General features: G+C 76.7%; 20 protein-coding genes. 10 read left to right on the top strand and 10 right to left on the bottom strand.

Features of this window, described 5'->3' with window-relative positions:
- Nucleotides 1–201 precede the first annotated feature (201 nt).
- The 5 genes from VM636_RS28740 (at nt 202) to VM636_RS28720 (ending at nt 5884) form a co-directional block, all read left to right on the top strand.
- Entirely contained in the window at nt 202–762 is a 561-nt protein-coding gene (locus VM636_RS28740) for an MSMEG_1061 family FMN-dependent PPOX-type flavoprotein (RefSeq protein ID WP_053914291.1), read from the top strand.
- Nucleotides 763–851: 89 nt separating this feature from the next.
- A complete protein-coding gene (locus VM636_RS28735; protein WP_030419291.1) occupies nt 852–1712 on the top strand; it encodes an ABC transporter ATP-binding protein in 861 nt (286 codons plus the stop codon).
- Entirely contained in the window at nt 1709–2689 is a 981-nt protein-coding gene (locus VM636_RS28730) for an iron-siderophore ABC transporter substrate-binding protein (protein ID WP_030419290.1), read from the top strand. Before VM636_RS28735 ends, VM636_RS28730 begins: the two co-directional genes overlap by 4 nt.
- Nucleotides 2690–2696: 7 nt before the next feature.
- Complete coding sequence (locus VM636_RS28725; RefSeq protein WP_053914290.1) at nt 2697–4763, top strand: iron ABC transporter permease; 2067 nt, start codon at nt 2697–2699, stop codon at nt 4761–4763.
- 521 nt (nt 4764–5284) lie between these two features.
- Nucleotides 5285–5884, top strand: a complete 600-nt coding sequence (locus VM636_RS28720) for a GPP34 family phosphoprotein (protein WP_338486020.1) — start codon at nt 5285–5287, stop codon at nt 5882–5884.
- Nucleotides 5885–5965: 81 nt separating this feature from the next.
- Here the strand turns inward: VM636_RS28720 and VM636_RS28715 are convergent, their stop codons facing one another.
- The 6 genes from VM636_RS28715 to crtI all read right to left on the bottom strand — a co-directional run bounded on the left by VM636_RS28715 (nt 5966) and on the right by crtI (nt 12491).
- A complete protein-coding gene (locus tag VM636_RS28715; RefSeq protein ID WP_030419287.1) occupies nt 5966–7222 on the bottom strand; it encodes a M20 family metallopeptidase in 1257 nt (418 codons plus the stop codon).
- Nucleotides 7223–7527: 305 nt separating this feature from the next.
- A complete protein-coding gene (locus VM636_RS28710; RefSeq protein WP_030419286.1) occupies nt 7528–8184 on the bottom strand; it encodes a trimeric intracellular cation channel family protein in 657 nt (218 codons plus the stop codon).
- 277 nt (nt 8185–8461) lie between these two features.
- Complete coding sequence (locus VM636_RS28705) at nt 8462–8938, bottom strand: MSMEG_6728 family protein (protein WP_030419285.1); 477 nt, start codon at nt 8936–8938, stop codon at nt 8462–8464.
- A gap of 15 nt (nt 8939–8953) precedes the next feature.
- Complete coding sequence (locus VM636_RS28700; protein ID WP_338486017.1) at nt 8954–9952, bottom strand: DUF5914 domain-containing protein; 999 nt, start codon at nt 9950–9952, stop codon at nt 8954–8956.
- A complete protein-coding gene (locus VM636_RS28695; RefSeq protein WP_030419283.1) occupies nt 9949–10971 on the bottom strand; it encodes a phytoene/squalene synthase family protein in 1023 nt (340 codons plus the stop codon). Before VM636_RS28695 ends, VM636_RS28700 begins: the two co-directional genes overlap by 4 nt.
- Nucleotides 10968–12491, bottom strand: a complete 1524-nt coding sequence (gene crtI / locus VM636_RS28690; RefSeq protein WP_338486015.1) for a phytoene desaturase family protein — start codon at nt 12489–12491, stop codon at nt 10968–10970. The genes VM636_RS28695 and crtI overlap by 4 nt, the downstream gene beginning before the upstream one ends.
- 602 nt (nt 12492–13093) lie before the next feature.
- Between crtI and VM636_RS28685 the strand changes: the two genes are divergently transcribed.
- The 4 genes from VM636_RS28685 to VM636_RS28670 all read left to right on the top strand — a co-directional run bounded on the left by VM636_RS28685 (nt 13094) and on the right by VM636_RS28670 (nt 17951).
- A complete protein-coding gene (locus VM636_RS28685) occupies nt 13094–14278 on the top strand; it encodes a lycopene cyclase family protein (protein ID WP_338486013.1) in 1185 nt (394 codons plus the stop codon).
- 46 nt (nt 14279–14324) lie between these two features.
- The gene (locus VM636_RS28680; protein WP_030419280.1) at nt 14325–15047 is read left to right on the top strand and encodes a methyltransferase domain-containing protein; all 723 of its coding nucleotides are present in this window, start codon (nt 14325–14327) and stop codon (nt 15045–15047) included.
- Nucleotides 15044–16603: an FAD-dependent oxidoreductase gene (locus VM636_RS28675; RefSeq protein WP_338486011.1), complete on the top strand. Its 1560-nt coding sequence runs from the start codon at nt 15044–15046 to the stop codon at nt 16601–16603. The genes VM636_RS28680 and VM636_RS28675 overlap by 4 nt, the downstream gene beginning before the upstream one ends.
- A 187-nt stretch (nt 16604–16790) precedes the next feature.
- A complete protein-coding gene (locus VM636_RS28670) occupies nt 16791–17951 on the top strand; it encodes a S1 family peptidase (protein WP_053914285.1) in 1161 nt (386 codons plus the stop codon).
- Between the two features lie 450 nt (nt 17952–18401).
- On the opposite strand, the gene VM636_RS28665 is transcribed toward VM636_RS28670, so the two are convergent.
- From VM636_RS28665 to VM636_RS28650, 4 genes are all read right to left on the bottom strand, one after another.
- Nucleotides 18402–18596, bottom strand: coding sequence for a hypothetical protein (locus tag VM636_RS28665; protein ID WP_030419277.1), 195 nt, complete (start codon nt 18594–18596; stop codon nt 18402–18404).
- 461 nt (nt 18597–19057) lie between these two features.
- Nucleotides 19058–19675 (bottom strand): hypothetical protein, encoded by a 618-nt coding sequence (locus VM636_RS28660; RefSeq protein WP_338486008.1) that lies wholly within the window; start codon nt 19673–19675, stop codon nt 19058–19060.
- Between the two features lie 174 nt (nt 19676–19849).
- Nucleotides 19850–20263: an SRPBCC family protein gene (locus VM636_RS28655; protein ID WP_338486006.1), complete on the bottom strand. Its 414-nt coding sequence runs from the start codon at nt 20261–20263 to the stop codon at nt 19850–19852.
- Between the two features lie 132 nt (nt 20264–20395).
- Nucleotides 20396–21037, bottom strand: coding sequence for a GNAT family N-acetyltransferase (locus tag VM636_RS28650; protein ID WP_037857681.1), 642 nt, complete (start codon nt 21035–21037; stop codon nt 20396–20398).
- A 243-nt stretch (nt 21038–21280) separates the two neighbouring features.
- Here VM636_RS28650 and VM636_RS28645 point away from each other — a divergent pair, with 243 nt between their 5' ends.
- A complete protein-coding gene (locus VM636_RS28645) occupies nt 21281–21823 on the top strand; it encodes a DoxX family protein (RefSeq protein WP_053914283.1) in 543 nt (180 codons plus the stop codon).
- Nucleotides 21824–22079 lie beyond the last annotated feature (256 nt).

Raw genomic sequence — 22079 nt, 5'->3', positions numbered from 1 at the left:
GCGCGTCGGCGCGGGCGCGGGGGGCCGTATCGGGGGGCGGGGCGCATCTGCGGTCCTTCAGGAGGTGCCGTGAGGAGGTGAACGAGGAGGCCCGACGCGGCCGGAGGATGCCCTGCCGGCCACGCAGGTAAGGTGAACCTAACATCTGCTGATGTCCTGAACACAACCACCCGTCGGACGCGCACCACAGGGGAGCCGGCCTTGCCGCACACGATCGAGACGACCGACCCGCCGGACGCCGCCGACCGGGCGGGATGGGTGGAACTGGGCTCGCGCGAGGAGCTGCGCGAACTGCTGGGCGAACCGTGGCCGTTGGTGATCGAGAAGGTGCACGACCGGCTGACCGGGCAGGATCGGGACATCCTGGCGCGCTCGCCCTTCTGCCTGCTGGCCACGTCGGACGCGGGCGGCAACTGCGACGTCTCCCCGCGCGGGGACGGGCCGGGCTTCACCCACGTCCTCGACGCGGGCACCGTCGCGCTGCCGGACCGGCCGGGCAACCGGCGCGGCGACAGCTTCCACAACATCCTGGCCAATCCGCGCGCCGGCCTGCTCTACCTGATCCCGGGGAGCAAGGAGGTGCTGCGGGTCAACGGACGGGCCCGCGTCCTGACGAACGCGCCCTTCTTCGACGCGATGGCACGCGAGGGGCGGCGTCCTGACCTGGCACTGCTGCTGGAGATCGACGAGATCTATCTGCACTGCCCGGCATCGCTGAACCGCGCGGGCCTGTGGAAGCCCGAGTCCTGGCAGGCGAGTTGACCCCGCCCGGACCCGGAGCGGCGGGACCGCGCGCGGCCGGGGCACCCCCCGGCTGACCGAAACCATTAGGTTAGGCTAACCTTCCCACCGTGAATTCTGGTGAGAAGGCCGCAGCCGCCCCCCGTCTGCGGGGCCACGACTTGTCGGCCACGGGTGTGACCGTCGCCTACGACGGCACCGACGTGGTGCACGAGGCCGCGGTCAGGCTCCGCCCCGGCGAAGTGACCGCCCTCGTCGGCCCGAACGGCAGCGGGAAATCGACGCTGCTGCGGACCGTCGCCCGGCTCCAGCGGCCCCGCGCCGCCACGGTCACCCTCGACGAGGACACCGACGCGCTGGCCCTGACAGCCCGTGAGTTCTCGCGGCACGTGGCGCTGCTGACGCAGAGCCGCCCGACACCGGGCGGGCTGACGGTCCGCGACATCGTCGAGTTCGGCCGCTACCCCTACCGCGGACGGTGGGGCCGGCCCGATCCCGACGGTCCCGCGGCGGTCGACCGCGCCCTCGCCCTCACCGGGGTCGAGGCCCTCGCCGACCGCGGCGCCGACCACCTCTCCGGCGGTCAGCTCCAGCGGGTGTGGCTCGCGGGCTGCCTGGCGCAGGAGACCGGCGTCCTGCTCCTGGACGAGCCGACGACCTACCTCGACCTGCGGTACCAGATCGAACTCCTCGACCTCATCCGCGATCTGGCGGACGACCACCGGATCGCCGTCGGCGTGGTCCTGCACGACCTCGACCAGGCGGCGGCCGTGGCCGACCGGATCACGCTCCTGGAGGCGGGCCGCGTCGTCGCCGACGGCCGCCCCGAGGACGTCCTCACCCCCGAACGCCTCACCGCGGTCTACGGCATCCGGATCGACGTCGACACCGACCCCCTCACCGGCCGGCTGCGCACCCGCCCGATCGGCCGACACCACATACGCACCGAAAGGCTCGGCACCCCCTCATGAGACGCCTCCTCCTCACCGCCGCGACCGTGGCGGCCGCCGCGCTCACCCTCTCCGCCTGCGGCACCACCGAACCCGCCGCCGACGCGCGCCCGAAGCCCTCCGAGGGCATCACGCTCAAGGACGGCACCGGCAAGGAGGTCACGCTCGACAAGGCGGCCACCAAGGTGGTCGCCACCGAGTGGAACGTCGTCGAGTCCCTCGTCTCCCTCGGCGTCGACCCCGTCGGCGTCGCCGACGTGAAGGGATACAAGACCTGGGACACCTCCGTCCCGCTGAGGAACGAGCCGAAGGACATCGGCACCCGCGGCGAGCCGAGCATGGACACCATCGCCTCGCTCTCCCCCGACCTCATCGTCGCCACCACCGACCTGCCGCCCGCCGCCGTCAAGCAGATGCGCGAGGTCGCCCCGGTGCTGGAGGTGACCTCCGCCAAGGGCTCCGACCAGATCGGGCAGATGCTGGAGAACATCGACCTGATCGCCCGGGCCACCGGCACCACGGACCGGGCGAAGACGCTCCGCTCCGACTTCGAGGCCAAGCTGGAGGAGGGGCGCGGCGCCCTGGCGGACGCCGGGCTGGACGGCACGCGGATCGCCTTCGCCGACGGCTACGTGACCTCCAACCAGGTCTCCCTGCGCCCGTACACCTCCACCTCGCTCATCGGCGCCGTCAACGAGAGGCTCGGCCTGAAGAACGCCTGGAAGGTCGAGGGCGACGAGAGCTACGGCCTCGGCTCCACCGACGTCGAGGGCCTCACCGCGCTCCCGGCCGACGTGCGGTTCGCGTACATCGGCAGCGACGGCGACAAGAACAGCAACCCGTTCGCCGGGGCGCTCGCCGAGAACTCGGTGTGGACGTCCCTGCCGTTCGTGAAGAAGGGCGACGTGCACCGGCTGCCCGACGGCATCTGGATGTTCGGCGGCCCCGGCTCGATGCAGGCGTACGTCGACGCTATCGTCGCCGCGCTGACGAAGTAGCGAGGTCATGGCCGTCACCGCACCGTCCCCCGCCACCCGTGCCCCGGCGGCCGCACCCCGGTCGGGCGCGGCCGCGGTGACGGCCGGGCTCGTCCTCCTCGTCCTCGTCCTCGCGGTCGCCGACATCACCCAGGGCACCGCCGCCGTCGGCCCCGCCGAGGTCGCCAAGGCCCTCACCGGCCGGTCCGACCCGGCCGACGCCTCGGTCGTGATCGCCTCCCGGCTGCCCCGGATGACCGCCGGACTGCTGATCGGCGCCGTGCTCGGCGCGGCCGGCTCGGTCCTCCAGGCCGTCAGCCGCAACGTGCTGGCCTCCCCCGACACCCTCGCCGTCAACGCCGGCTCCTACCTGGCGCTCGGTCTGGTCGCCACCACCGGTGTCTCGCTGCCGCTGCTCGCCTCCTCCGGTGTCGCCTTCGCCGGCGGGCTGGCCGCGGCGGCCGTCGTGCTCGGCCTCTCCGGCCTCGGCACCGGCACCGTCCGCCTGGTCCTCGCCGGCACCGCGCTCGCCCTCGGCCTGCGTTCGACGACCGAGGCGTTGATCCTGCTCTTCCCCGAGCAGACCGACGGGCTCTACGCCTGGAACCAGGGCAGCATCGCCCAGAACGGCTTCGACGGCGTCCTGCGGATGCTGCCCGTCGCCCTGGCCGGCCTCGCCGGACTGCTGCTCGCCGCCCGCCGGGTGGACGCGCTCGCCCTCGGCGACGACGCCGCCCGCGGCCTGGGCGTGCCGGTGCGCGCCACCCGCGTCACGGTGGTCGTGCTGGCCGCGCTGCTCTCGGCCGCGGCGGTCACGCTGGCCGGTCCGATCGGCTTCGTGGGCCTGTGCGCCCCGGCCCTGGTGCGCCCCCTCGGCCGCCGCTTCCGCGGCTTCGCCCGCTCCCGTACGGCCATGCCGGCCGCCGCCCTGACGGGTGCGGCGCTGGTGCTCGGCTCGGACGTGCTGCTGCGGGCGCTGGTTACCGGCGACCGGGCCGTGGCGGTGCCCACGGGCGTCGTCACCAGTCTGGCCGGCGCGGTGTTCCTGGTCGTGATGGCGCTGCGGCTGCGGGAGACCGGGTCCTCCGGCGCCCCGGAGCGGCTGCGCGTCCCGAGCCGGACGGCGTTCGTCGTCACGGTGGCCGCGCTGGCCGCCGTGCTGGCCGGCCTCGTCGTCGCCGCCGTGCTGGTGGGCGACAGCAAACTTCTCCTCGGGGACGTGGTCAACTGGGCCCAGGGCCGGGCCGGGCGGACCGTGTCCTTCGTCCTGGACACCCGGGTGCCGCGGGTGCTCGCCGCCCTGTGCGCGGGCGCGGCCCTCGCGCTGGCCGGCACCCTCGTGCAGGCGGTCACCCGCAACCCCCTCGCCGAGCCGGGCGTGCTCGGCGTCTCGGGCGGGGCGGCGCTGGGCGCCGTGGTCCTCGTGACGAGCGTGCCGTCCGCCGGTTCGTGGGGGGTGGCCGGCGCGGCGTTCGCGGGGGCGGCGGTCACGGCGGTCGTGGTCTTCGGGCTCTCCGCGCGCGGCGGCTTCCGGCAGAACCGGCTGGTCCTGGTCGGCGTGGGCGTGGCCGCCGCGACCACGTCGCTGATCAGCCTGCTGATCGTGCTCACCGACCCGTTCAACGCCGTCAAGGCGCTGACCTGGCTCTCCGGCTCCACGTACGGGCGGACCCTGCCCGACGTGGTGCCGCTCGCGCTGGCCCTGGCGCTGGGCGCCGGTGTGGCGTTCGCCCGCCGCACCGAACTGGACCTGGTCTCGCTGGACGAGGACACGCCCCGGCTGCTGGGGCTCGACCTGGGGCCGGGCCGGCTCGGCTTCCTGGTGCTGAGTGTCGTGCTCAGCGCGACCGCGGTGGCGTGCGCGGGCGCGATCGGCTTCGTCGGCCTGGTGGCGCCGCACGCGGCCCGCGCCCTGGTGGGGCGGCGGCACGTGCGCGTCGTGCCGGTCGCGCTGCTGCTCGGCGCGGCGCTGGTCTGCACGGCCGATCTGCTCGGGCGCACGGTGATCGCCCCGGCCCAGCTCGGCGCGGGGCTGATGACGGCCGTCATCGGGACGCCGTACTTCCTCTGCCTCCTGGTGCGCGCCCGCCGCTGAGGGCCCGGCGCCCGCCCGCCGGCCTCGCCGCGCTCTCCCGCCTCACCAACCGGCCGGCCGGCGAGCCCGCCCCCTCCACCTGCCGCCCGCTGTCCCCGCGGCCCTGACCCGGACACCGCGCGCGGCGGCCCCCGGCGCACCATGCGCCCAGGCGGACGTGACGGAGCGACGCAAGGGCCACGGCGTGGACGACGCGCAGTCCGACGGCCGGTCCGGACCCCCGGGCCGGCCGGAGAGCGCGCAGGTCCCGCTCGACGGCTCGCAGCCGATCGTGGGTTCCCGGCGGGAGTGGCGGGAGCTGATCACACCTCCCGGGATCTGTACGCCTTCGCCGACTCCGGCTCCGACGCCCGCTGAGACGCCGGCCGCTTCGGGAGCCGGACGAGACCCCCGTCCCGGGGCGGGGCGGGCGAGCGGGGCATCCGGGCGCCCGCCCCTGCCCCGCGGTCGTAGGATGTACGGGTTGTGCGGGGCGCGTCGGGCCGGCCGGCGCATCGCCCTCCTTCGACGCGGAGTCGCCCATGACCACGGCCCGGGACCTGATGATCGTCGCCCTCGGCACACCGTCCACCCCTCCCGCCGGCCGCGGCGACCTGTCGCTCGCCCTCGCGGGAGCGGAACTGATCGACCTCAGGGGCGCCGAGGCCGTCACGCTGGACGGTGACCGCGTGGTCCCGGGCCCGGTCCCCCTCGTCGACGACCCTCTGCTGCGGGAGGCCGCCGCCGCCCTCGTCCGGCAGGCGCCGTACGAGTCGGTCGAGGACTTCCTGTGGCGGCGGGGCCGCGACCTGGCGTCCGCCTATCTCGCCGCCCTGGAGGCGGACGCGCTGATCACCCGGCCCCGCCGCCGGTTCCGCGACGCCCCGCCGGACGTGGCCGACTCGGCGGCCCGTCGGCGCGCGGCGGACCGCTGGACGTCCGGCGAGCCGGTGCTGACCGGCCTCGCGGCCGCCGCGGGCATCGGCGAACAGCCCGCCGGCGAACGGGTCGAGGAACTCGCGGACGACCAGGTCGTCACCGTGCTGGCCGCCGTCAACGACGCCGTGATGGAACTGGAGGCGGTACGGCAGCGCAGGGCGATCGAGGACGCGGCCTTCGACAACGTCTGGCGAGGACTCTGACCCCGCCCGGCGGGACCGGACGCGTCCCCGCCGGCACCGTCGGGCCGGCGTGCCGGTCGCCGGTCTCGGCGCGGGGCCGTCTCAGACGCCGAGCCAGGCGAGCGCTGCCACGGTCATGGCGCTGACACCGGTGTCCAGGGTGGGCTGGACGACCGGGGCGAAGGTGGGGCTGTGATTGACCGGGACGTCCTGGGCCACGGTCCCGTTCTCCACGGCCCGCGCGTACAGCTCGGGGTCGGTCCCCCCGATGCCCCAGTAGGTGAACGGCACCCCGAACGCCCGCGCGAGCACGGACATGTCCTCACTGGCGGTCTGCAGATCGATGGGGTGCGCGTCGTCACCGAAGTGAGCCGCGAACGCCTCGGCCACCCTCCGGGTCGCGGTCTCGTCGTTGACGGTGGGCGGGAACGAGGACGTCGTCTCGATCTGCGGGGCCTTCGTCGCCCCGGACGCCTCGCACTCGGCACGGACGATGCGCTCGATCGCGCGCAGCACCCGGGTGCGCGTGGCGTCGTCGTAGGTGCGGACGTTGAGCTGGATGACGGCGCTGTCGGGGATGACGTTGGGGCCGCTGCCGGCGTGAACGCTGCCCACGGTGAGAACGGCGGGCGTGGTGGCGGCGAGTTCCCGGGAGACGACCGTCTGCAGCCTCACGATGATCATGGCCGCCATCACCACGGGGTCGACGGCGGCCTCGGGCATGGAGCCGTGCGCCCCTCGCCCGTGCACCGTGACACGCAGACTGTCCGCGGCCGACAGGAACGGTCCCGGCCGGGTGCCGACGTATCCGGCCGGATAGGGCAGCACGTGCTGGGCGAGCACCACGTCGGGCCGGGGTGCCTTCCGGGTGAGCCCGTCGCCGACCATGGCGTCGGCGCCGTCACCGTTCTCCTCGGAGGGCTGGAAGAGCGCCACGAAGGTCCCCCGCCAGGCGTTCCTGGCCCGGGCCAGCAGCCGCGCGCAACCGAGCAGGGCGGTCACGTGCACGTCGTGGCCGCAGGCGTGCATGACCGGCTGCCCGGTGCCGTCCGGAGCGGTCACGGTGACAGCGGAGGCGTAGGGCAGACCGGTCCGCTCCCTCACCGGCAGCGCGTCCATGTCCGCGCGGGCCATGACGACGGGGCCCTCCCCGTTGGCCAGGACGCCGATCACCCCGGTGCCGCCGATGCCCTCGGTCACCTCGAAACGGGACTCCCGCAGGGCATCGGCCGCCTTCTTCGCCGTCCGCTCCTCCCGCATCCCGAGTTCGGGGTACCGGTGCAGGTCCTTGTAGAGGGCCTCGAGGTCGGAGCGGATGCCGTGGAGGCCGTCGAGCACGAGGTGGGCGGAACCGGGCATGGAAGGGCCTTCCTCACGTGGGTGGGGCAACGCTTCACACGAGGGGGGCGCGCTGCCGCCCGTCGCGGGCCCGCCACCGTCACGCGCGTGCCGCCACACCCGAGCGGCAACGGTCCGGGGGCTGCCGCGCGGCGCCCCCGATCACGCCGCCGCGATGCCCACGGGCGCTCCAGACTACCGACAGCCGGTCGGACGCACCCGGTGTGACGGGCCGGCGGGGGAGCCGGGCCGGCAGCCCGGACGTGGTGTCCGCCGGCCGGACCGGGGCCACGCGGGGTGAGAACCGCAGGGGAGTCGTCCGGTGCCTATACGCCGGTGCCACGCGACTGCTCGCGTCGCCCGGTCCCGGGCGGCTGGGGCGCGTCGAGACCGAAATGCAGGCCGCTCACGCGGATCAGGAAGCACGCCGCCGCGGCGCCCAGCGCGGCGGGCAGACCGTACACGCCGGTCCGGATGGTGAGGACGGTGATCCCGGCGCCCACCAGGGCGGGGATGGCGTACAGACCGCTGCGCAGCACCGTGGGGACCTGCCGGACGAGCACGTCGCGGATCGTGCCTCCGCCCACCGCCGTGACCACCCCGAGCACCACCGCGGGCGCGGCGCCGAGCCCGGACCCCAGCGCCTTGCCCGCGCCGATCACCGCGAAGGTGCTCAGCCCGATCGCGTCGAAGACCTCGATCGTCCCCTCGATCCGGCGCAGGTGACGGCTGAGAGCGAAGGCGATCACCCCGCCGACGGCGGCGAGCGTGTAGTAGCGCCAGTCCAGGAGGGTGGTGGGTGGCAGCGAGCCGAGGAGCACATCGCGGACGAAGCCTCCGCCCAGCGCGGTGATCAGGCCGAGGACGATCACGCCCACCACGTCCAGCCGCGCGGCTCGCACCGCGGTCAGCGCTCCGTTGAGCCCGAAGGCGAACGTGCCGGTCAGGTCCAGGACGCGCAGGGGCGTGGGTTCGGAACTCATGCCGCATTCCCTACCCGCGCGGCGCGGACCCGGCGCGACGCGCCGCGCCGCGTCCGCCGGAAGGGGCCCGTCCGGCGGTCCGCTTCCGCGAGCACCGGGTGGCCACGGAGGGGGAGGGCTAGGGTTTTTCGTGGGGATCAGGCCGGATCAGGGAGGGGGTCCGGTGCCGTGCATCGCAAGGCGGAGGAGGGCGGCAGGACGGAGCCCTGACAACCGACGACAACGCGGCGAGGCGCGGTGCAGGGCCCCGCGAGCCCGGCGTGATCCACGAAAGACCCTAGGCGGGCCCGCGCTCGCGGTCCGAGGCCGGCCACACGTAGGGCAGGTCGTCGGGGGTGCCGGGGAACAGGGGCGCGTAGGCGGCGGGGTCCTTGCGGACGAGGGCCGAGCGGTGGCTGCGGTGGAAGTCCTCGTCGCCGAGCCAGGGCGGCAGTTCGCCCGCGCGGGCGAGCGCGGACTGGTCGCGGGGCACGGTACCGGGCCGGCCGGCGGTGAGCCCGGCGACGAGCGAGGCGGCGACGCCGTCCTGGTGGCCCCGTTCCCGCCAGACCCGGCAGACCTCCAGCCCGTAGCGGACCAGGGCCTCCTCGTACCCGGTCCACATCCGGACCGCCGGGTGCCGGCGCCAGCCGTAGCCGGGCACCGTCAGTCCGCGCAGCACCTGGAGTGCCTCGACCCGCTGTTTGCCGAGACGGCGGCGGTCCAGGGCGAGCGCGGAGTCCCGGAAGCCGGGGTGCGGCAGGAAGGTCTGCACGGGGCTCCGTTCGGGTCAGCCGGGGAAGCGGCCCCGGGCACGCAGGTGGTGGCGCCGTTCGGCGTAGGCGAGGTCGTCGCGCCACAGGCGGCCGGCCGCCGTCCGCACCAGGGGGCGCAGGCCGGGCGCGAGCCGGCGCAGCAGCGCGAACCCGGGCCGCCCGGAGGTGGCGAGGACGGCCTCGACGACCGCGGTGCGCGGGCGGCCGTGGCGGTCGGCGCCGAGCGGGGTGGCGTGGCTCTCCACCACCGACCCGGTGCCCTCCCCGTCGGTGATGCGCATGACGACGGTACGGGGCTCGGGCGCGGTGAACTCGGCGCGCACCGGGACGACGAGGCGCCGGGTGAGCCGGAAGGAGACGTCGACGACGAACCGGTCGTCGCCGGTGCCGTCGGGGGCTTCGACGACGGTGAGGTCGACGAAGGAGTGCGGGTGGTACCAGGCGCCGTGCCACGGGTCGAGCCGGTTGGCGACCACGTCCTCGGGGTCGCAGGTGCCGGCGCCGCGCCAAACCGAGGTCAGGGTGCCGTCGGCCGGGGGCCGCTGGGGGACCACCGGGGCGGGGGTGGGCTCCTCGCCGCCGACGGCGTCGAGCCGTACCCAGGTCAGCACACCGTCGTCGTGGACCGGGAGGGGGTCCCAGCCGGCGACGGGGCCGCCGTCCAGGGCGAGTCCGTGCCAGTGGCAGACGAGGGTGCCGCACCGCACGGGGGCCTCGGCGAGGGGGGCGCCGAGGTGCGGGCAGGCCCCGGGTCCCCCGACCGGCCGCCCGTCCACGTCCCGCCAGACGACGATCTCGGTGCCGGCGACCGTCCCGGCCAGCGGGCGTGCCTCGCGCGGGCCGGGGCTGGCGCCGAGGACGTACCAGTTGCCGGACGGGCGGGCCACGGCCCTGGCGAGGGCACCGGCGATGAGCGCGGGCCGGGCCTCGCGCCAGGTCGGCCGCTGTCGCCGCCAGGGGACGGGGCGGCGGCGCAGCCGCAGCGGCAGCCGGGCGGGGCGGGGCGCCGTCATCGGGCCTCCTCGGCGGCGCCGGCGGCCTCCGCCGGTACGGCGGCCCCGGCGGGCGCGGGCGCCGGGGCCGATGCGGGAGCGGTGCGCGCGGCGAGCCGGGCGGCCAGCACCCGGGCCAGCCCCTCCCCCGCGACGGCCGCGCGGCGCCGCCGGGACACCCGGGCCCGGCGGTGCAGGACCGCGTAGCCGCCGTCGGCGATGGCGTCGAGGATGCCCCGGTAGAGGACGAACGCCGTGGTGATGCAGGGCCGGGCGACGGGGTCCAGCATCGCCAGGCCGGGGGCGGCCTCCCGGTAGACGGAGCGGGTCAGGTCCTCGGCGGCGCGCAGCGCGGCGGTCACCCGCCGGTCGGGGCGTCCGGTGCGGCGGCTCCGGACGAGCCGGTCCCGGTCGACGCCGTGCGCCGCCAGCAGGTCCGCCGGGAGGTAGACGCGGCCCCGGTCCAGGTCCTCGCCGACGTCGCGCAGGAAGTTGGTGAGCTGGAAGGCGACGCCGAGCGCGGCGGCGTGCGGGGCGGCCGTCTCCCGGGGCGTGACGGTGCCGAGGACCGGCAGCATCTGCAGGCCGATGACGGCGGCCGAGCCGTGCATGTAGCGGCGCAGGTCCGCGTAGGTGGCGTACTCGGTGACGGTGAGGTCGCAGCGCATGGAGGCCATGAAGTCGGTGAAATGGGCCGCGTCGATGGCGTACCGCCCGGCGGTGTGGGCGACGGCGCTCACCACCGGGTCGCCGGCGCCGCCCTGCCCGGCGAGGGCCCGGCGCAGCCGCGCGTCGAGCCGGTCGAGGGCGGCGGCGCGGTCGGCGGGCGTGGCCGGCGTCCCAGTGTCGTCGACGATCTCGTCGGCCCACCGGGCGAATCCGTACAGGGCGTGCACGGCCGGCCGGCGGTCGGCGGGCAGCAGGCGGGTGGCGAGGAAGTAGGTGCGCCCGTGGCGGGCGTTGAGCCGGCGGCAGCGGGTGTAGGCGGCGCGCAGCGCGGGATCGGTGATGCCGGCGGCGTCCAGTTCGCGGCGGGTCATCGGAGCGCGCCGACGACGACGGCGGGGCGGCGGGCCGGCGGACCGGTGACGCGGGCGGCGGCCAGCTTCCCGGAGACGAGCACGGGCGGCACGCCCACGCCGGGGGTGGTGCCGCAACCCGCCAGGACCGCGTTGACGGTGCCGCGCACCAGGTTGCGGGGGCGGAACGGGCCGGTCTGCGCGAAGGTGTGGGCGACCGAGAAGGGCGTGCCGGCGGCGTGTCCCTGCGCGGTCCAGTCGGCGGGGGTCACCAGGCACTCCTCCTCGATGGCGGCGGCGAGGCCGTCCAGTCCCCGGTGTTCCAGGGTGGCCAGCAGCCGGTCGCGGTAGTGGGGTGCCAGGTCCTCCCAGGCGCGGGCGCCGGGGCCGGTGTCGGTGTTGGGGCAGGGGGCGAGGACGTAGTGCAGGTGGCGGCCGGGCGGGGCGAGCGCCGGGTCGGTGGCGGTGGGCCGGGTGATCAGCAGGGAGGGGTCGGTCATCAGGGTGCCGGTCCTGGTCAGTTCGTCGAAGGTGCGCCGCCAGGCGGCGCCGAAGGACAGCGTGTGGTGGGCGAGCCGGGGCCAGGTGCGGGTGGTGCCGGCGTGCAGCACGACGGCGGACGGGGCGTGCCGCAGTCGCAGCGGGCGGCGCGGGCGGCGGCCGAGCAGCCGGTGGACGACGGGCAGGTCGGGGGTGAGGACGACGGCGTCGCAGGGGACGCGTTCGTCGGCGGTGACGACGGCGGTGATCCGGTCGCCGGAGCGTTCCAGGCGCAGGACGTCCCGGCCGAGGCGCAGGTCGGCGCCGGCCCGGACGGCGGCCCCCGCCATGGCGCGCGGCAGGGCGTGCACGCCGCCGCGGGGGAAGTGGACCCCGGCGACGGTGTCCATGTAGGCGATGACGGCGTAGGCGGCGAGGGCCCGTGCCGGGGTGACGCCCGCGTACAGGGACTGGAAGGTGAAGACCCGCCGGAGCCGTTCGTCCGTCAGGAACCGTCCGATACGGGGCTCCAGCCGGCCGAAGCCGCCCAGCGCGGCGAGCCGGGCCAGGTCGGGGGTGAGCAGGCCGAGCGGCGAGTCGAAGTTGGCGTCGATGAAGCGGCGCATCTGCACGGTGTGCAGGCGGCCGAGCCAGTCGCGCAGCCGCCGGTAGCCGGCCGCCTCCCGGGGCCCGGCGAACCGGGCCACCTCCGCCTCCATCGCGTCCCCGTCGGTGTGCACGTCCAGGGTGGAGCCGTCGGCGAAGGCCGCCCGGTAGGCGGGGTGCAGGGGCAGCAACTCGACGTGGTCGGCGAGGCGTTCACCGACGGCGCCGAACGCCTCGTCGGCCAGGTGCGGCATGGTCAGCACGGTCGGTCCGGTGTCCAGCAGGTAGCCGCCGAGGTCGCGGCGACCGGCCCTGCCGCCGGGCAGCGGGTCGCGTTCGAGGACGGTCACGCGGCGTCCGGCGCCGAGCAGGTGCAGGGCGGCCGACAGCCCCGCGAGTCCGGCGCCGACGACCACGACGTGATCGGTGCGTCCGGGCACCGTCCGCGGGCTCATCGGCGCTCCCCGGGGGAGGGCCGTGCGCCCGGGGCGCCGACGCGGGCGGGGGTACGGGCGGCGACGCCGCTGCCGGCTCCGGCTCCGAGTCCGGCTCCCGCTCCGAGTCCGGCTCCGGCTCCCGCTCCACGGGGGAGCCGTACGCCGCGGGCGCCGTCGAAGTCACCGGCCCGGACACCGCCCCCACCGCTGCGGGCCCGCGGCCGGGCGGCCCTGACGCCGCCCCCGGCGCCCCGCCACGCGCCCCGGCTTCTCTCCCTGGCGCACGCCGCCCCGTCCTCGGCCCGCGCGGACGCCCGCCCGCCCCGGGCGCGCGCCCGCTCCCCCCGGCCACTGGTACTCCGGCGCATGCCGTCCTCCCGTCGTCGGTCGCGGCCCCGGGCCGCGTGCGGGGCCATGTTTCCCCCCGGCGGACCGTCACGGCGCGGTCCCGGGCCGTGCCCCTCCGCGCGTCACCCGTGCGGCGGTCGCCCGGCCCGGGACCCCCGCGCGCCGTCCCCCCACCGGCCGGGGCGGGAGGGGATACTCCGCCGCAACCGCGCCGTCCGCCGCCCTCGCGCGGCGTGGCGGCCGGGCCGGCGCACGGGCGGAAGGAGACGGACGTGGTCGACGCGGACATCGTCGTCGTGGGCGCCGGGGCGGCCGGCCTCTCCCTGGTCCACCGGCTCCCGGCCGAGGCGGCCTCCGTGGTGCTGATCGGCCCGTCCGGTGGACCGCTGCGCGCGCCCGACCGCACCTGGTGTTTCTGGGAAGCCGGGTCCGGCCGGTTCGACCCGGCGGTGACCGCGTCCTGGGAGTGGCTGCGGGTGCGGGGCCGGGACGGGCGCGAGGTGCGGCGGCACATCGCCCCCGCCCGCTACAAGATGATCCGCTCCGCCGACTTCGAGGCCCTGGTCGGCCACGACCTTGCCGGGCGCCCCGGGGTGCGGCGCCTGGAGGCCGCGGTGGACGGTGTTAAGGCGCTGCCGGACGGGACCGCGCGCGTGTCGGCCGTGGACACCGGCGGCGGCCGGCTCGCGCTGCGGGCGCGCTGGGTCTTCGACTCCCGCCCGGCCGCTCCGCCCGCCGCCCGGACCCGCCTCCTCCAGCACTTCCGCGGCTGGTTCGTCCGCACCCGCCGGCCGGTCTTCGACCCGGCGGTGGTCGAGCTGATGGACTTCCGCACCCGCCAGCCCGAGCGCGGGCTGTCCTTCGGCTACGTGCTGCCCACCGGCCGCCACACCGCGCTGGTCGAGTACACCGAGTTCGGCCCGGAACCGCTGACCGAGGCGGCCTACGACGCGGCGCTGGCGCGGTACACCGACCGGGTGCTCGGCATCGGCCCCGCCCAGGTGCTCGGCACCGAACAGGGGGTGATCCCGATGACCGACGCCGGCTTCGGCCGCCCCGGCGGGGCGCCGGGCCCGGTGTTCCGGATCGGCGCGGCGGGCGGGGCGACCCGGGGCTCCACCGGGTACACGTTCGCGGCCGTGCAGCGGCAGTCGGAGGCCATCGCCCGCGCCTGCCGCTCCGGGCGCCCCCCGGTGCCGCCCCCCGCGCACCCGGCGCGCGCCCGGCTGATGGACGCGGTGCTGCTGCGCGCCCTGGACACCGGCCGGGTGGACGGCCCGGACCTCTTCTTCCGCCTGTTCGACCGGGTGCCGGCCGGGCGGCTGCTGCGTTTCCTGGACGGGCGGACCCGGCTGTACGAGGACCTCGCGGTCGGCGTGCGCACCCCGGTCTGGCCGATGCTGCGGACCGCGGCCGAGTTGCCCTGGCTGCCGCGCCGCGCCGCCACCGTGCCCTGAGCGAATCCCCTTCCCGGCCCCACCGCACGCGAGGAGCCCCACCCCGATGCCCCTGCTCCGCGACGCCGCCCTGGCGGCCGCCTTCGACCACGGCGCCGACCGCTACGACCGCCTGGTCGCGCTGAACCCCGGCTACCACGCCCAGTTGCGCCGCTCCGCCCGCCGGCTGGCCGCGGCGGACGGCGGCGGTGCGCGCCGGCTGCTCGACCTGGGCTGTGGCACGGGCGCCTCCACGGCGGCGCTGGCCGCGGCCTTCCCCGGCGCCGAGGTCGTCGGCGTCGACGCCTCGGCGGGCATGCTGCGCCGGGCGGGCGCCAAGCGCTGGCCGTCGCGGGTGCGGTTCGTGCACGCGCCGGCGGAGGGGCTGGACCGCGCGGAGGCGGGCGGCCCGTTCGACGCCGTCTTCGCCGCCTACCTGTTCCGCAACCTCGCCGACCCGGACGCGGTGCTCGCCTCGGTGCGCGGGGTGCTGGTGCCGGGCGGGCGGCTGGCGGTGCACGACTACGCGCTCAGCGGGCGGCGTACGGACCGGCTGGTGTGGTCGGCGGTGTGCCGGGGCGTCATCGTGCCGCTGGGCACGGCCACCGGCGACCGCGGGCTGTACGGGCACCTGCGGTGCAGCGTCGCGGAGTTCGACACCGCGCCGGTGTTCGGGGCGCGGCTGCGGCGGGCCGGTTTCAGGCAGGTGCGGGTGCTTCCGCTGCCGGGCTGGCAGACGGGCATCGCGCACACCTTCCTCGCCCGCCGCGCCGCGGACGGTGACCGGTGAGGCGGCGCGGGGCGGTCCCCGTACCGGGCCGGGACCGGCGGGCGCGGCTGCTGGTCCCCGCTCCGGGGCGGGAGCGGATCTCGGGCCGGGCGCCGTCGGTGGCGGTGGTCGGCGGCGGCATCGCGGGGCTCGCCGCGGCCACCGGGCTCGCCGAACGCGGGGTGCGGGTGGTGCTGTACGAGCGGGAGGCGGTGCTCGGCGGCCGGGTCTCCGGGCGTCCCGTCACGCTGCCCGACGGGACGCCCGCGACGATGAGCCGGGGCTTCCACGCCTTCTTCCGGCAGTACTACAACCTGCGCGGCCTGTTGCGGCGGGCCGATCCGGCGCTCGCGATGCTGACCGGGCTGCCCGACTACCCGCTGCGGCACGCGAGCGGTGTCGCCGACAGTTTCCGCCGGGTGCCGCGCACCCCGCCGTGGAACGCGCTCGCCTTCGCCGCGCTCAGCCCCAGCTTCACCGCGCGCGGCCTGGCGGGCCTGCGGCCGGCCGCCGCCCTGCCGCTCCTCGACGCGGGCACCCGGCGCGTGTACGCGCGGCTCGACCACGTCAGCGCCCACGACTTCCTGGACTCGGTGGGGTTTCCCGAGGCGGCGCGGCACCTCGCCTTCGAGGTGTTCTCACGGAGCTTCTTCGCCGACCCGAAGCACCTGTCGGCCGCCGAGATGGCGCTGATGTTCCACGTCTACTTCCTCGGTTCCAGCGAGGGGCTGCTCTTCGACGTGCCGCGCGAGCCGTTCCCGCAGGCACTGTGGGACCCGCTCGCCGCCCATCTCGCGCGGCACGGTGTCGAGGTGCGCACCGACTCCCCCGTGCACACGGTACGGCCCGGCGGCCCGGGGACCCGGGTCGTGGTGGACGACTCGGGCGCCCGGCCCTACGACGCGGTGGTGCTCGCCCTGGACACCGAGGGGCTGCGGACGGTGGTGGGGCGTTCGCCGGACCTCGTCGGCCCCGGGTGGCGGGAGCGGGTGGGCCGGCTGCGGAACGCCCCGCCGTTCCTGGTCTCCCGGCTCTGGCTCGACCGGCCCGTCGCCCCCTCCCGGCCCGGTTTCCTCGGCACCAGCGGCTACGGCACCCTCGACAACGTCAGCGTGCTCTCCCGTTGGGAGGGCGAGGCGGCGCGCTGGGCGGCCCGCACGGGCGGCTCCGTCGTCGAACTGCACGCCTACGCCCTGCCGTCCGAGTGTGTGCGCGACGTCGAGCAGAAGCGGCTGGCCGGCTCCCTGCACCGGGTGTACCCCGAGACGCGGGGGGCGCGGACCGTCGCCGAGTTCCACGAATGGCGCGCGGACTGCCCGCTGTTCGACATCGGGGGGCACGCCGGCCGGCCGGCGGTGCGCACACCGGACCCGGCCGTGGTGGTCGCCGGGGACCTGGTCCGCACGGATCTGCCGGTGGCCCTGATGGAACGCGCGGCCACCTCCGGGTTCCTCGCGGCCAACGCCCTGCTGGAGCGGTGGGGGGTGCGCGGCGAGCCGCTGTGGACCGTGCCCGACCGGGGCCGGTGGGCGGTCCTGCGCGCCCTGGCCCGCCGGTACGGGGCCGACCGGGCCTGAACCGGGGGCCCACGCGGCGTTCAACGGCCTTTCCCCAAGCCCTCGTCCGGGAAGTGGCGGGGAATACCCAGCATTGGCATGGACCTGCCGTCCAGACCTGGCTAAGCTGCGGGCAACCTCGATGAGAGCGCTCTCAGAACGCGGTTGTTCCACCCCCACCTTGCTGGAACGACGAAGGGCAACTCCCTTGAGACGCAGCAGATTCAGGTACGCCGGACTGGCCACGCTCCTCGTGCTCGGCGGCTGGACCGCGGCGGGCGCCGCCCCGGCCGCGGCGACCGGCTCCCCCACCGCGTCCGCCGAGGCCCCCGCCTCCGCCGGGATGATGGAGGCCATGCAGCGGGACTTCGGGCTCACCCGGGCCCAGGCCGAGGACCGGCTCGCCGCCGAACGCGCGGCCACCGACGTGGAGTCCGCCGCCCGCGAGGCCGCCGGCGAGGCCTTCGGCGGCTCCTGGTTCGACGCCGGCCGGGGCCGCCTGACCGTCGCCGTGACGTCCGACGCCGGCCGGTCCACCGTGGCGGCGGTCCGTTCGACCGGCGCCGAGGTGCGCACCGTCGAGCACAGCGCCCGCGCCCTGGACGCCGCCAAGGCCGGCATCGACCGGCTGGCGGCACCGGCCGGCGTCGGCGGCTGGCACGTCGACCCGGCCGCCAACACCGTCGTCGTCGACGTGGTGGAGTCCGAGCGCTCCGACAACGATGTCCGCGCCTTCCTCGACCGGGCCCGCGAGAACGGCCCCGTCGACGTGCGCACCGTGCCGGACGCGCCGCGGACCTACGCGGCGGGCACGGTCGGCGGCGACCCGTACTACACCGGCAACGTCCGCTGCTCCATCGGCTTCTCGGTCCACGGCGGCTTCGTCACCGCCGGGCACTGCGGCCGGGCCGGGGCCGGGGTGAGCGGCTGGGACGGCTCGTACATCGGCACGTTCCAGGGCTCGTCCTTCCCCGACAACGACTACGCCTGGGTCAGCGTGGGCAGCGGCTGGTGGACCGTGCCGGTCGTGCTCGGCTGGGGCCAGGTCTCCGACCAGCTCGTGCGCGGCTCCTCCGAGGCCCCCGTGGGCGCCTCGATATGCCGGTCCGGCTCGACCACCCACTGGCACTGCGGCACGGTGCTCGCCAAGAACGAGACGGTCAACTACAGCGAGGGCGCCGTCCACCAGATGACGAAGACGAGCGTCTGCGCGGAGGGCGGCGACTCGGGCGGCTCGTTCATCAGCGGCGACCAGGCGCAGGGCGTCACCTCGGGCGGCTGGGGCAACTGCTCCGGCGGCGGGGAGACGTGGTTCCAGCCGGTCAACGAGATCCTCAACCGCTACGGGCTGACGCTGCACACGGCCTGACGCCTCACGCGGTACGGAGGGGCCCCGCCGGTCGCACCCGGCGGGGCCCCTCCCGTGGCGGGCGCCGCCGGGCCGGACGTCGCCGGGCTCCGCCGGTTCCGGGACGCGCACCGTGGCGAGCCGGCGGTAGGCGGCGCGGGCGTGGACGAGGCGGGCCAGGGCGGTGCCGGCCAGGGCCGCGCCGAGCAGACAGGCCGGCCGGCCGGGCGCCGTCGCGCCCGGTCACCCGGGTCACGCTGCCGGCGGGCGGCACGGCGAAGCCGTTGAGGGAGAGCCGGAAGGGGGGCGGCCCGTGGCCGGGAGCGCGTTCCGGCTGCCGTCCGGCCATCCTCCGCACGCCGGTGACGGGCCCTCTCCCGCCGCCGGCCAAGGGCGGGGCGGGTGCCCGTCCCGGCACGGCGTGCGCCCCGCCGCGCGGGGCGGCGGGGCGCACGTGGCGCGGACGGCCCGTCAGGCCGGCGCGGTCGCCATGAGCCTCTCGAACGACGCCATGCAGTCCGGGCAGTGGCGTGCCCGTTCCCCGTCGGTCGCCTCGATCCGTTCGCGGAGCATCTGTCCGCACAAGGTGGCCGGGGCCTGTTTGGCCATCACGTGCCACACCAGTGCTCCGCCCTTCTTCTCCGGGCCCACGCACATCTCGTACATGACCGGCCTCCCAGTCTGGACGCCGCTGACACTCACCAGGAGACCCCACAACGGCCGCGGCCAGTACCGCTCGGGAGCCATTCGGGTGACGGCCGCCTCCCCGGCGCGGGGCTCCGGCGCACCCGTACGGGCCGAAACGATCAGCCAATCGGCTGGTCTCCGCCGGTTCCACGCGTCGCAACGCCGCGCGGCCCCCGGCCGGGGGCGGCCCGGACCGGGGCGGTGGACGAGCCGCGGCGAGTCCTGCCGGTGCACTACGGCGGCTACACGGTCTTCCGTTCGCCGCTCGACGTCTTCCTCGCCGAGGCGGGCGCGGGGGCTCGCCGACCGGGTCGTGCACTGCCCGCACGGCCGGCGGGCCGTCTTCCCGCCGGGCGGCGGCCCGCCCGTGGTGACCTGATCCGCCGGTGCCCCCGCCCGCCGCCCCGGGGGGCGGCGGGCGGGACGTGTGGGCCCGCGGGTCAGTACAGCTTGCGCAGGGCCGTGGCGGTCGTCTTCCTGAAGTCGGCGACGCGGGCGTCCTCGAAGGTGCCCATCTGGCCCCACTGGACGACGGTGACCGTCCTGCCGTCCCGGCCCACGGCGACCAGCCCGATGTCGGTGGCGCCCCACGAGGTGGCCGTGTGGACGCCGTAGACGTGGGCGCCCTCCTCGACGTTCACCCGGCCGTAGTACCGCTGGGCGGCGGTGATCTCCGGGTACCGCCGCATCAGGCTCTCGGCACAGTCCGCCAGGTCCGCGCGGAGCAGCTCGGCGAACCGCTCGGCCCGCCGGGCGTCGCGCTCGACGACGGTGACCTGCACGGCGCCGGTGTCCAGCTCGGTCCAGTACCGCCGGTGGACGGCGGTGGACGGCAGGGACTCGCCGACGCACAGCGGCGGCACCTCCGGCCGGCCCTCGGTGACGGGCCCGGCGTACCAGTCGGAGGCGGGGTGCGGCGGCAGGTCGGCCGGTTCCAGGAAGGCCGGCTGCCCGGAGCGCTGGGTCAGGGCGGCCGCCGGTACGGCCGCCGAGGCGAGGGCGGCGCCGGCCGCCACCACGGCGACGGCGGTACGGACGGCTCGGGCACGGACGTTCATGGTTCCCCCAGGTCGGTGCGTCGGTGTCGTCGGGCTCTGCCCTGTACGACCCGGCGCGGCGACGGGGGGTTGCCCCGCGGTGCGTCACGGATGGGCCACGGACGTCACCGCGCGCCACGCGGCTGCGGCCTCCCGGCGCCGGCCGGACCCGCGTGGCGCCGCCCGTGCGCCCGGTCAGCCGGCGGCGTGGCCGGTGCGCAGCCGCACCTGCTCCTCCAGCCGCCGCAGGCTGTCGTCGAGGGCGGCGGCGACCGCGCGGCTGCCCGGGTCGTGGCCCTCGTCGAAGAAGGACAGGTGCACGGTCACCTCGCTGGCCCCGCTGTCCAGTCCGGCGACCTGGAGCCAGCCCGCGTAGCCGCCCTGGTCGCGGGTGCCCCATTCGAGCCGCATCTGCTCGGGCCGGGAGCGCAGCAGCGCGGCGGTGTCCCGGCCGGCGTCGTCGTCGTGCACGGTGACGGCGGGCGGCTCCCCGGCGCGCACGTGCAGTCCGCCCGGCAGCCAGGTGCCGAGTTGGCCGACGTTGGCGGCCTGGTCGTAGACCTGCTCGGGCTGGGACGGCATGGTGCGGGAACGCTCGTACTCGGTCATCTGGCACCACTCCTCGGTGCTGGGGGTACCAGGCCCGCGTGCCCGGTCTGCCGGGTCCGAAGCACGGCCCGCGGGACCGGACCGGACCGGCGCGGGCGGCGGCGCGCGGGCGGCCCCGCCCTCCGGCGGGGCTCAGCGGCCGGCGGGCTCCTCCTCCGTGCCGCGGCCGAGGCAGGTGCTGCCGGCGGCGGCGAGGCCGGGCACGTCGATCTCGTGGAATCCCATGCGGTCGTAGAAGGCCCGGGCCCCGGTGTTGGCCGTCGCCATCACGAGGTGCACGGCCGGCACGCCGCGCTCGCGCAGCGCCCGCCGGAAGGCGCGCATGAGCCGCCCCCCGTGGCCCCGGCCCTGCCACTCGGGCAGCAGGTCGATGTGGAGGTGGGCCGGGTACGCCGCCGCCTCGGGGAAGACCATGCGCTCCGGGTCGTGCAGCAGGGTCGCCATGACCTCGTCCGGGGTGCCGGGCGGGCCCTCCGGCGCCGGGTACCGGTCGGCGACCCGGGGCAGCCACGCCGTGCGGAAGTCCGCGGCGAACCGGGCGGTGTCCGCCGTGCCGAGGATGTAGCCGACCGCCTTCCCGGTGCCGTCGTCGAGGACGAAGGCGAGGCCGGGGTCGAGGTGGACGTAGGGCGCGGCGAAGATCGCGGGCAGGATGGCGGGGTCGGCGTACACGGCCCGGCTGTCCCGGCCGTTGTGCCCGGTGCGGACGCAGATGTCGTCGAGGGCGGCGGCGTCGGCCGGACGGTAGGGGCGTATGGCGGCGGTTTCGGTCACCGGGGCATCCTGCCCATCCCGGGGGCGCTCGCTCAAGTACCCGGGTGCGCCGTATGCGTGGCACGGCCTCCCCGCGGCGCCGGCCCCGGCGCGGCCCCGCTCCCCCTCGCGACCTGCGCGGACCCGGTACGGCGGGGTCCGGGGCCCCGGGCGAGGGGCGCGGACGTCGAATGGCGCCGGGCGGGCGGGGCACCTGATGATCCGTACAGGTTCCCCCCCTCCGCGACTGCTTGGGAGAGCGTCATGAGTCTTCTGCGCGTGGCCGGCCGGCCGATGCTCGCCTCGATGTTCATCGCCGGGGGCCTGCGGTCCCTGCGCAAACCGGGCGAGGTGGCGCCGGCGGCCGAGCCGGTCGTGCGGCCGGTGGCCGACCGCGTGTCCCTGCTGCCGGACCGCACCGAGCACCTGGTGCGGATCAACGGGGCCGTGCAGGTCGTCGGCGGCGTCATGCTCGGGCTGGGCCGGTACCCGCGGCTGGCCGCGCTCGCGGTGGCCTCGACGCTGGTGCCGACCACGCTGGCCGGGCACCGCTTCTGGGAGGCGGAGGAGCCCGCCGACCGCGCCCGGCAGCGCGTCCACTTCCTCAAGAACCTCTCCATGCTGGGCGGGCTGCTGATCGCGGCCGACGACACCGGCGGCGCTCCCTCGCTGCTGTGGCGGAGCCGGCACGCGGCGAGGGACCTGCGCCGCGACGCCCGCCTCGTGCGCCGCACGGCACGGGCCACGGCCCGCCCGGCGGCGCTGGCGGGCGCGGTGCGGGCCAGGCTGGGCGGGACCGGCGGCTGACCGGGGGGCGGGCGAAGGCGGGTTCGGCGGCCAGGGCCGGGCCCGGCGCGGGCGCGGGCGGATGCCGGGGCCACGAGGCGGGTCGAGCGGGCTGCCGGGGGGCAGGTTCGGGGCCTGACGAGGCCAAGGTTCCGAGCCTGACGAGGGCAGGGCTCGGGGCCTTACGTGCGGCAGGGCCTCGGGGCCTGACGTGCGGGAGGGCGGTGGCGGGCGGTCTTGTCACCGTTCGTGCGGGTCGCTGCCCGGGGGGTGCCAT

The organism is Streptomyces sp. SCSIO 75703, assembly GCF_036607905.1.
Lineage (GTDB): Bacteria > Actinomycetota > Actinomycetes > Streptomycetales > Streptomycetaceae > Streptomyces.
The sequence above is the reverse complement of the archived record's forward strand: the minus strand, read 5'-3'. Positions and strand labels throughout refer to the sequence as shown.